Annotated in this window: 10 protein-coding genes; 9 read left to right on the top strand and 1 reads right to left on the bottom strand. The window is 39.2% G+C overall.

The window, feature by feature from the left end; all coding sequences use genetic code 11:
* Positions 1–482 precede the first annotated feature (482 nt).
* The 6 genes from AC27HL_RS18115 (at position 483) to AC27HL_RS18090 (ending at position 8,270) form a co-directional block, all read left to right on the top strand.
* The gene (locus AC27HL_RS18115; RefSeq protein WP_487082461.1) at positions 483–2,324 is read left to right on the top strand and encodes an Ig-like domain-containing protein; all 1,842 of its coding nucleotides are present in this window, start codon (positions 483–485) and stop codon (positions 2,322–2,324) included.
* A 112-nt stretch (positions 2,325–2,436) separates the two neighbouring features.
* Complete coding sequence (gene lexA, locus AC27HL_RS18110) at positions 2,437–3,051, top strand: transcriptional repressor LexA (RefSeq protein WP_487082460.1); 615 nt, start codon at positions 2,437–2,439, stop codon at positions 3,049–3,051.
* A 540-nt stretch (positions 3,052–3,591) separates the two neighbouring features.
* Positions 3,592–5,142, top strand: a complete 1,551-nt coding sequence (gene coxB / locus AC27HL_RS18105; RefSeq protein WP_487082459.1) for a cytochrome c oxidase subunit II — start codon at positions 3,592–3,594, stop codon at positions 5,140–5,142.
* Positions 5,143–5,154: 12 nt separating this feature from the next.
* On the top strand, positions 5,155–6,759 hold the full coding sequence (gene ctaD / locus AC27HL_RS18100; protein WP_487082458.1) for a cytochrome c oxidase subunit I: 1,605 nt from the start codon (positions 5,155–5,157) through the stop codon (positions 6,757–6,759).
* Between the two features lie 11 nt (positions 6,760–6,770).
* The gene (locus AC27HL_RS18095; RefSeq protein ID WP_487082457.1) at positions 6,771–7,355 is read left to right on the top strand and encodes a cytochrome c oxidase assembly protein; all 585 of its coding nucleotides are present in this window, start codon (positions 6,771–6,773) and stop codon (positions 7,353–7,355) included.
* A gap of 30 nt (positions 7,356–7,385) precedes the next feature.
* On the top strand, positions 7,386–8,270 hold the full coding sequence (locus tag AC27HL_RS18090; protein ID WP_487082456.1) for a cytochrome c oxidase subunit 3: 885 nt from the start codon (positions 7,386–7,388) through the stop codon (positions 8,268–8,270).
* Between the two features lie 70 nt (positions 8,271–8,340).
* Here the strand turns inward: AC27HL_RS18090 and AC27HL_RS18085 are convergent, their stop codons facing one another.
* Complete coding sequence (locus tag AC27HL_RS18085) at positions 8,341–8,550, bottom strand: DUF2909 domain-containing protein (protein ID WP_487082455.1); 210 nt, start codon at positions 8,548–8,550, stop codon at positions 8,341–8,343.
* Between the two features lie 51 nt (positions 8,551–8,601).
* On the opposite strand from AC27HL_RS18085, the gene AC27HL_RS18080 reads away from it, so the two are divergent.
* From AC27HL_RS18080 to AC27HL_RS18070, 3 genes are all read left to right on the top strand, one after another.
* Positions 8,602–9,345, top strand: a complete 744-nt coding sequence (locus AC27HL_RS18080) for an SURF1 family protein (RefSeq protein ID WP_487082454.1) — start codon at positions 8,602–8,604, stop codon at positions 9,343–9,345.
* Between the two features lie 76 nt (positions 9,346–9,421).
* Positions 9,422–9,982 carry a hypothetical protein gene (locus AC27HL_RS18075; protein WP_487082453.1) on the top strand — a complete coding sequence of 187 codons (561 nt, stop codon included), beginning with the start codon at positions 9,422–9,424 and terminating at the stop codon, positions 9,980–9,982.
* 23 nt (positions 9,983–10,005) lie between these two features.
* Positions 10,006–10,989: a COX15/CtaA family protein gene (locus AC27HL_RS18070; RefSeq protein ID WP_487082464.1), complete on the top strand. Its 984-nt coding sequence runs from the start codon at positions 10,006–10,008 to the stop codon at positions 10,987–10,989.
* The last annotated feature ends 1 nt before the right edge of the window (position 10,990 follow it).

The raw sequence follows: 10,990 nt of genomic DNA, 5'->3' as shown, positions 1-10,990 counted from the left end.
GAAACCCGCAGCTTACGCTGCGGGTTTTTTGTTTAAAGATGATTAAAAATACCTACTCGGTCGCTCCCTGCCATCCTTGGTATCGCGACATTAGTAAGTCCCCTACTGAAGTAACAGGACTTACTAAAACTGATTGTTTGGCTTTGTCAGGTTTTTTCCGAATGAGCTGCGAATTCGCGGGCCACGCTAGGCTCCATTAAAAGAAAGGCTATCTTAACGGATAACCTTTTTTACTTTTCGTAGAATAAAATATCTATAGAGTCTTCAATACTGCATTGAATAGCTATCGGTTTAGTAAGCTAGCAACTAGACCTACGAAGCTGGTATCAAATAATATTCATTTCTGGTCCACCTCTAGATATTTGGTCAACTTTTTCTCAATTGTAACTGCATGTTTAATTTGCAATTTATTGCTTTATTTTTTTTAAACTGACTTTATGATTATGTATGAATTTTAATCAAACGAATTATCAAGGATTGATATGTCTATTAATTTTTTATTTATCTGCCTTTTGCTGTCTATGTGCTTAGGAGCATGTAGCGGCTCTAGTGAAAAAAGTGCTCCCGTTGAAGTAAATCGAGCTCCGGTGATCGTAGCGAATACATCGCAAATCGTTTCTAGTGGCGAAATTGTAACTTTTGAGGTGAATGTTTCTGACCCAGATGGTGATGCAGTAGAGATAAGCTGGCAAAGTGACAATGAAAATGTGCGCTTTTTAACTAAAGAAGGCTCATCAGTAGATGTTGCTTTTCCTACCTCTAGTGTTGAACAAGTTATCGTTATATCTGTTACTGCAAAAGATAGCCAAGGTAATACAAGTCAAAAAGCCATCACTGTGACATTAGAAAGGAATGCGCAAACCAGTCAATCGCCGGTGATTTCTATGGCAACATCACAGCAAGTACGAGGTGGTGAAAGCATTGTTATTGTTGCAAATGTTCAAGACCCACAAGGAGATAATATTGTTCTTGAGTGGGATTCTGATGATATTGAAATAGCTTTTTCAGATAAAAGTGTGCTATCTCCAACCATTACTGTACCTGACGTTGCCAGTACAAGAGTTGTGTTATTAAGTTTATCCGCAACGGATAGTGATAATAATCGTAGTGAGAAAACGCTAGAGCTGACAATTACACCTGCGGATGATAATGAGGAAGCGTTTGTATATATTGAGCTGTTAGAACAGTTTGACACGTTATCGGGTGATACTACTGTGCTCAATGCGCGCTTAACGAGTAATGTAGCGTTAGACTCTATAGAATGGGATTTAACATCCTTAATGGTTTCAGATGCTATGACCGAAATTATTACAACGAATAATATTACAACGATGTCTGCTACGTTTACGGCGCCAATAGTTACTGAGTTAACTAAGTTTCCAATTAGTGTTGTCGCTATTACTGAGAATAATATTCAATTTACCAGCAAATGTCAGGTATATGTTTCAGCTGAAAGTTCACAAAATTTGGAAGTGTCGCTACCGAATAATATGGAAATAACCGAAGATAGCACTATATCGATTACTCCTACTATTGAAAGTTCACATAGTATTGATTCATATCAGTGGCAATGGACGTCTGATCAAGAATTGCACTTACTTACACCAAATAATAAAACTTTAAGCATCTCGGCACCTAGAGTCGAATCTGATATGAGTGGGCAATTGTCACTTACAGTCACGATGGGGCAGCTTAGCAAAACTGTCAGCGCTGAATTAAAAATTAAAAATGATATAACATTGAGTGAAATGAATTACACCATTTCACGACTTGTTGCAGTGAAAGGGCAAGCCATTAACTTTAATGTGATAACCGAAGATTATGAACAGATTAAAGAGTGGTATTGGGGTACCTCGGGTGTTCAAGGTGTTAAAGTTAGTGATTCGAAGCAGCACTTTGAAGTTATCGCTCCAGGAGTAAGTGGCCAGCAAACACTGAGCATCATTTACCGTGCTAAATTAGTCGACAATTCTGAAGTCCTTAAAACGGCTAATGTAACAATACTCTCTGAAGCTATCGCTAGAACATCTTTATCTTTAGATACTTCGGCAGAGATTGTTGTGCATGAGGGCGTTGAAACCCAAGTAAACTTAACCTTTACTGATGATCACGGTCTTGTAGATGCAATGTCTCTTGATACCACTAATACCAGCAATACTTTCGACGTAGCTGAGGTGATACGTACTGATGAAGGCATTCAGTTGAAGTTGCAAGTAGATAACTTTATCTTTGATTTTGAACATACTGATTACTTGTTCTTAAACGTTAACTATGGAGATTATCAATTACCATTTTTTATTAAAGTGAAAATGAAAGTTGATTAAAGTGTAATTACATTACAATAAATCATAACTTGCGTTTATTTACAGCCTGTATACAATGACAGTGATACTGTTTAAAAATACAGGCTGCCTAATCGTTGCTTAAGGAAAAAATATGCGCCCTTTAACACCCAGACAACAACAGATATTTGATCTGATCCGAGAAAAAATTTCTGAAACCGGCATGCCACCAACACGTGCGGAAATTGCTGAATTTTTTGGCTTTAAGTCGGCTAATGCCGCAGAAGAGCACTTAAAGGCACTTGCTAAAAAGGGCTATATAGAAATGTTGCCAGGCACTTCGCGCGGTATTCGTTTAGCAGAAGAGTTTGCTGAAGAAGAAGGTTTACCTTTGATTGGCCGAGTTGCTGCTGGTGAACCAATTCTTGCGCAAGAACATGTTGAAGAGCATTACAAAATTGATGGTAGTTTATTTCACCCAGCAGCCGATTATTTACTACGCGTAAATGGCGAAAGTATGAAAGACATTGGTATTTTGGATGGCGATTTGTTGGCGGTACATCAAACTACCGATGTAAAAAATGGTCAAGTGATTGTTGCACGGGTCGAAGAAGACGTAACAGTTAAACGCTTTAAACGCGAAGGTAACCTTGTTTATTTGCATGCTGAAAATGAAGATTTTTCACCAATAGAAGTTGATTTAACCTCGCAACATTTTAATGTTGAAGGTATTGCGGTTGGTGTTATTCGCGCTGCTGACTGGATGTAAATTCTATTTTTATTTCCTACTATCAAGGTTAACTTTTGTTTTATTATTGTGCAGGTTTCTAAAGGTGCTTACATTTTAAACCTGCACTTTCCCTTCTTTAAGTTTGTTTCCTTTCTTTAAGGTTTGTTTTTTAAGAATAATTATCATTCTTACTCCTGAAACGCTCATGTAGATTGTTTTTTATACGATTTTGGTGAGGAGCTTTTATTAAATTTTCGGTATGATGATCACATGCTGAATAAAAATTAAACATACCTCTGAAGCCTTTAAAAATGCACGAAAATCCCGATTTAGGGTTATTACTCTATTGTATTTATTAGGTTTTATTATTTATGCTTTTTAAATTTTAAATTGACCCAGATCAAGTTTTAAGTAATTCTAGTCTAGAAAACGTACAAATATAACAATAGGGCGCAATTGATGGTTGTTCAAAATTGCACCGCTTAAATAATAATAAATGTATGAGCAAAATCACTGGTTTATCACAATAAATTAAAGATTAACTGCTGTTTTTGCCTTAAAGGGTGAAGGAGATGTCGAGTGAAAAGACGTAACCTAGGTTTGCTGTTGCTAGGGGGCTTGTTATCTAGTTCAGTTTGGGCAGATATGCCGCTGAATTTGACCAAAGGTGTTACGGACGTTAGTAGAGACGTATATGATTTACATATGTTGGTGCTCTACATCTGTACGGCTATTGGTGTTGTGGTATTTGGTGCCATGTTTTGGTCTATGGTATTCCACCGTAAATCAAAAGGGGTTAAACCAGCAACCTTCCATGAAAGCACAAAAATTGAAATTCTCTGGACGGCAATACCTGTCGTTATTCTAATCGCCATGGCAGTGCCTGCAACGTACACGCTCATCGAAATGGAAAATAATGATGACGCCGATTTAACCGTGCAAATTACTGGTTCACAGTGGAAGTGGCATTATAAATATTTTGATCAAGATATTGAGTTTTATTCAGTACTTTCGACTCCTAGAGAGCAATACGAAAACCTTGACGGCAGCTCTGCTGAAAAAGGTGAAAATTACTTACTCGAAGTTGACCGACCTTTAGTTATCCCAACCAATAAAAAAGTTCGGTTTGTGATCACCTCAGATGATGTTATTCATGCATGGTGGGTGCCGGCATTTGCTGTTAAGCAAGATGCAAACCCTGGCTTTATTAATGAAGCATGGACCAAAGTTGACAATCCGGGCACGTATCGTGGCCAATGTGCGGAGCTATGTGGTAAAGACCACGGCTTTATGCCAATTGTTGTTGAAGTTAAATCTGAAGCAGATTATGCACTTTGGATTGAAGAGCAAAAACAATTGAAAGCGAACGCGGCAGCTGCTGAAGCTGCGTCTTTAAATGCCTCAGTTTCTATGGATGAATTAATGCAGTTAGGTGAAACAACCTACACTGCTTATTGTGCCGCTTGTCACCAAGTCAGCGGTCAAGGTTTACCACCTGCATTTCCAGCGCTTAAAGGCAGTGCTATAGCAACAACAGGGCCAGTAAGTGAACATATTGATATTGTTTATAACGGTAAAGCGGGCACTGGTATGCAAGGTTATGGCAAGCAATTGAGCTTAAAAGAAATTGCTGCTGTTGTAACTTATGAACGTAATGCCTGGGGTAACAATACCGGCGATGCTGTGCAAGCAGCTGATGTTAAAGCCGCCGTGGGTGGTGCAATTGAAAGTGCTACTGATACGGTAAAAGAGGCCGTTGCAGAAATAAAAGAAGAAGTTGCGAAGGTTATTCCAGAAGAAGATTTATCTAAAGTTTACAGCCAAGATGAATTGATGAGCATGGGTGAAAAAGTTTATATGAGCGCCTGTGTTGCTTGTCATCAAGCCAATGGTGAAGGTATGGCTCCAGTATTCCCAGGGCTAAAAGATAGTGCCATTGTCAAAGGTGATGTTGCTACACATATTGATATGGTCGTAAACGGCAGCAAGAAAAATCCATCGATGGCAGCTTTTGGCGGCCAATTAACGAAAACGCAAATTGCCGCAGTAGTAACCTATGAGCGTAATGCTTGGGGAAATAATACCGGTGATTTAGTCCAGCCAGCAGATGTTGCTGCTAGCGCGAAGTAGGGAGGCGTTATAATGACTACAGATGTAATTAATGATCAGTCAGAGCATGATTCACATGGCGATGAACATCATGATCATAAAATGACTGGCCTGAAGCGCTGGTTATATACCACCAACCATAAAGATATTGGTTCATTGTATTTATGGTTCTCATTTATCATGTTTTTAACCGGTGGAGCAATGGCACTTGTCATTCGTGCTGAGCTTTTTCAACCAGGGTTACAGATAGTTGAGCCTGATTTCTTTAACCAAATGACCACAGTACATGGCCTTATTATGGTGTTTGGCGCCATAATGCCAGCCTTTACCGGCCTTGCTAACTGGATGCTACCTATGATGGTAGGTGCTCCAGATATGGCACTGCCAAGACTGAACAACTGGAGTTTTTGGATTTTACCATTTGCTTTTAGTATTTTATTGGCGTCTTTCTTTATGGAAAGTGGTGCTCCTAACTTTGGTTGGACCTTCTACGCGCCATTATCGACAACCTATAGTAATGGTAGTACGGCGTTCTTTGTTTTTGCCGTTCATATCATGGGGATTTCCTCAATTATGGGCGCGATTAACATTGTGGTAACTATCATGAATATGCGTGCTCCTGGCATGACATATATGAAAATGCCATTGTTTGTTTGGACCTTTTTTATTACCGCCTACTTACTTATTGCGGTTATGCCCGTGCTCGCCGGAACTGTCACTATGGTATTAACGGATACCTATTTTGGCACAAGTTTCTTTGATGCTGCCGGTGGTGGTGACCCTGTAATGTTCCAGCATATTTTCTGGTTCTTCGGTCACCCTGAAGTCTATATCATGATTTTGCCAGCATTCGGTATTGTATCTACAACTATTCCTGCGTTCTCTCGTAAGAAGCTGTTTGGTTATAGTTCTATGGTATATGCAACCGCGTCAATTGCATTCTTGTCGTTTATCGTTTGGGCGCACCATATGTTTACTACAGGTATGCCATTGTTTGGTGAGCTGTTTTTTATGTATTGTACTATGTTGATTGCAGTACCTACAGGCGTGAAGGTATTCAACTGGGCAGCCACTATGTGGCGTGGCGCGATTAGTTTTGAAACACCAATGCTGTTTTCAATTGCCTTCGTCATTCTGTTTACCATTGGTGGCTTCTCTGGCTTGATGCTGGCAATGACGCCGGTTGATTTCCAATACCATGACACATATTTCGTTGTTGCTCATTTCCATTATGTACTGGTAACAGGTGCCTTGTTTTCTATTTTTGCAGGTGCTTATTACTGGCTACCAAAATGGACTGGCTACATGTACAACGATACGTTAAGTAAATGGCATTTTTGGTGTTCGTTAGTTTCAGTAAACTTACTATTTTTCCCAATGCACTTTTTAGGATTAGCTGGCATGCCACGCCGTATTCCTGATTATGCGTTGCAGTTCGCTGATTTTAACAAATGGGTCAGTATTGGTGGCTTTGCCTTTGGACTTTCGCAATTAATTTTCTTGGTACTTGTTATTAAGTGTATTAAAGGTGGCGAAAAAGCTCCGGCGAAACCATGGGATGGTGCAGAAGGATTAGAGTGGACAGTGCCAAGCCCTGCGCCATATCACACTTTTGAAAAACCACCGAAAATTGATTAATTGGATTGAATATGACTAACAGCGGATCGCAAAAAATGCAGCCAGATCAAAAGCAGTCAAATGCTAAAGATGCATCGGTGCAAAAAACAGTAAAAAAGCTGATGCTAATTGTGTTTGGTATGTTTGGGTTTGGTTTTGCGATGGTGCCGTTATATGACGTGTTTTGTGATATTACAGGGTTAAATGGGAAAACTTCAAATGTGGCAGCTAGTTACAACGCTACCAGTATTGATACTGAACGTACGGTCACCGTGCAATTTTTGACTCGAACGGCCAAGGGCATTCCTTGGAAATTTGAACCAATGATTAACGAGGTGAAGGTACACCCTGGAGAGCGCAAGGTTGTTAAGTTTTACGCTAAGAATGAATCGGTAAGTGATATTGTTGGTCAAGCTGTACCTTCAGTATCACCAGGTAGAGCAGCTGTTTATTTTCAAAAAATAGAATGTTTTTGTTTTAATAATCAGCCATTAAAAGCAAGTGAAGATGTAGAGATGGGCTTGCAATTTTATGTTGACTCAGACTTACCTGATGATGTTTCTACCATAACGTTATCTTACACCTTGTACGATATTACAAGCGCAGTTGATTCTTAAGTGCTTTGCACTTAATTAAGGGGAACAACAATGACAACAAAAGAATACGAGAGTTATTACGTACCAGCGCAAAGTAAATGGCCAATTGTTGGCGCTGTGGCATTATTTTTAATTGCTGTAGGTGCAGGTAGTTATGTCGCAAACTTAAATAACCCTGAAAGTGTTGGTGGTGGCTGGGTGCTACTCGCTGGTATTGCTATGGTTATTTATATGATGTTTGGCTGGTTTAACAATGTTATTACTGAGTCGATGTCTGGTAAATATAGCCATCAAATGGATAACTCTTTCCGCCAAGGTATGAGCTGGTTTATTTTTTCAGAAGTAATGTTTTTTGCCGCTTTCTTTGGTGCTTTACTTTATGCTCGCATGTTTTCGGTACCATGGCTTGACGGTGCTGGCAATAATGCCGCGACTGCAGCCATATTGTGGCCAGAGTTTACTGCCACTTGGCCGTTAATTAAAACGCCTGATGGTACTGAAACTACTGCGATGGGATGGTACGGTTTACCTTTAATCAATACCATTTTATTACTTACTTCTTCGGTAACAGCTCATTTGGCACATGTTGCACTAGAGCAAGAAAAACGAGGGCAATTGAAGTTTTGGCTGGGTACAACGGTGGTGTTAGGTATGGTGTTCCTATATTGCCAAGGCCTAGAGTATGCCCATGGCTATGCCGATGAAATGAAGTTGTATTTAGATAGTGGTATATACGGTAATACTTTTTATATGTTGACTGGTTTCCATGGTATGCATGTTACGTTAGGTACCATAATGCTACTGGTGATGTTTATCAGAGTATTAAAAGGACACTTTACACCGAAAAACCATTTTGCGTTCCAGGCCGCAAGTTGGTACTGGCATTTTGTTGATGTTGTTTGGGTATTTCTATTTGTCTTTGTTTATATTATTTAAACAGAGAATCGTTGTAGGTTGGGGTATTTAAAGAACGTATTTGGTAATTCAAATACGTTCTTTAGCCTGATTAATACGGCCTTGGGTTAGGTGTTATTACACCAGTAAGAATGCCTAATAGCAGCAGTAAAACAATAACCACAGATGAAATGACACGCCGACCGATGAACTTCGACATAGGTGGTTTGTTAGGGTCGTTTTTATTCATAATAAACAGCGCCTTAAAAAGGTTGTAAACCATAAAGGCTAACAAGGCGACAACAATAATTTTAATTAACACAGCATTCTCTCTTTTATAGTCTGTTTTTAGTTAGTGAACATGCGGTAGTCTATGAATTTGATATCACTTCAGCACAAATTAAAACACGTTAATTGGCCGATGGTTATATTTACCATGCTGGTATTTTCGTTATTAATCAAGCTTGGATTTTGGCAAAGTGCTAGAGCGCTTGAAAAAGAACAGCGCTTGCAGCGTATCGCTGAACATAGTCAACAGCAAGCTTTGTCTTTACAACAAGTACTTGCACTTGATGAATTGCAAGATGGCATTAATGATTTACCCATTAAATTCACTGGTAGCTTTGTTAATGACATTATCTTTTTACTCGATAACCAACCAGATAATGGGCGATTGGGCTATCGGGTTTATCAAGTTATCGAAACAAGTACACATGCAGTGCTGGTTAATTTAGGTTGGGTACCAGGTTCTATTGACCGCAATGTTTTACCGAATTTATCTGCAATTACTGGTCAACACACAATAGTAGGTCATGTTAGAGAAATAGAAGTCGGTATTCAGTTGCAAGAACAAAACTTGGAGGATCCAATTTGGCCACTGAGAGTACAACAGATCGAAATAGATAAATTTTCACCATTAATTGCAAAGAAACTGTTGCCCTTTGTTGTTTACTTAGATAAAAAAGAAAGTATTGGTTATAAAAAGAACTGGCAGCCGATTGTTATGCCACCAGAAAAACACCGTGCATATGCATTTCAGTGGTTTAGTTTAGCAATTGCTTGGTTAAGTTTGATGATATGGGCGGCAGTGAAAATGTCAGGTAAAGAGCAGTCCTAGCTATTTAACTATGTAGTTTAATAATTTTATAAGAAAAGTACCGAAACCGAATAATAAGAATAAAAGGCTGAGTTGTATGAGTTCTTCCGAGTTAAAAAAATCGCGCCGCAGTATGTTAATTTTACTTGCTGTTTTTATCATTCCCGTAGTATTGGCGAAACTAGCCTTAAACCAGCAATGGTTTAATTATGGTGTAACAAATAAAGGTCAGCTAATTGAGAATGAATTAACCCTCGCTAAACTAGGCCTTGACGTTAACGCGTTTGATCATCAATGGTTAATGCTATACACCTTACCTAAAATTTGTGATGCGCAATGTGAGAAGACCTTTGCCAGTGTGCATAATACTTATATCGCTTTAGGTAAAGAAATGCCACGTGTTAAGCCGGTAGCATTAACACAGCAGCAATTAACACAAGCGCAGCTTGAGAAAATTCAAACTAATAAGTGGCATATGCAAACCATGCCGGCACTCGCAAAAGCTGAAATTACACAATCTCAGGTATTTATAGTTGACCCTCTCGGCAATGTTGTTCTAAGTCATGTACCGCCAATGAATATTGAGCAACTCCCTGCTTTTGGTAAAGCAATTCTCGCTGACTTTAAAAAATTACTTAAATACTCAAGGATTGGCTAATGAGAACACAAAGCTTTTCCGATATTAGAAAACTTGTTTTTGTCAGCATTTTACTCGCTATATTAGTGGTGAGTTTAGGTGCTTATACCAGATTGACCCATGCCGGTCTTGGTTGCCCTGATTGGCCGGGCTGCTATGGTTTAATTGACGTGCCAGAAACCACAGAGCAAATAGTTGCCGCAGAGCAGGCATTCCCCGAGCGACCAGTAGAGCCAGAAAAAGCGTGGAATGAAATGATCCACCGTTACTTTGCTGGTGCGTTGGGCTTGTTAATATTACTGATTGCCTTTATGTCATTTAAGCGACGAGCTCAAGGTGGGCCACTTGGTTTGCCAATATTAATATTGCTTGTTGTTATTTTTCAAGCAGCACTTGGTATGTGGACCGTTACCATGAAACTAATGCCGGTAGTGGTCATGGGGCATTTGTTAGGTGGTTTTACAACCTTATGCTTATTATTTTTGTTGTATTTGCGCTTAAGTGATTATCGTGTTCCAGGTGGTGATTTCGCCTTAAAAAAATATGCCAAATTTGGTTTTTTAGGAATATTCATCCTCGTTGGGCAAATTGGCCTTGGAGGCTGGACATCATCTAACTATGCCGCATTAACTTGTACAGAATTACCAATTTGCCAAGCGGGTTGGGCTGAACAGCTCACCTTTGAACATTCGTTTGACTTAATTCCACCGGAAAAAGACAGTTATGAGTTCGGTCATTTAGACCATGCTTCAAGAGTTACAATTCATGTCATGCATCGAATTGGCGCTATTGTCACAGCATTGTACTTATTTTGGTTTGCCTTTAGTGTATATCGTAAAGCACAGTCACCATTTTTTAGAAATGCAGCAATGAGTTTAGGCTTTATTCTTAGCGTACAAGTTGGTTTAGGCATTAGTAATGTTTGGTTTTCGCTGCCGTTAAGCGTCGCAGTGAGTCACAATGTAGTTGCTGCCATGTTAATGATGTCATTAATCACCATGACATATAGTTTGAAACGTAAAATTTAGG

The organism is Colwellia aquaemaris, assembly GCF_057548755.1.
Note: the sequence above shows the minus strand (reverse complement) of the source record. Positions and strands in the feature narration are given on the sequence as shown.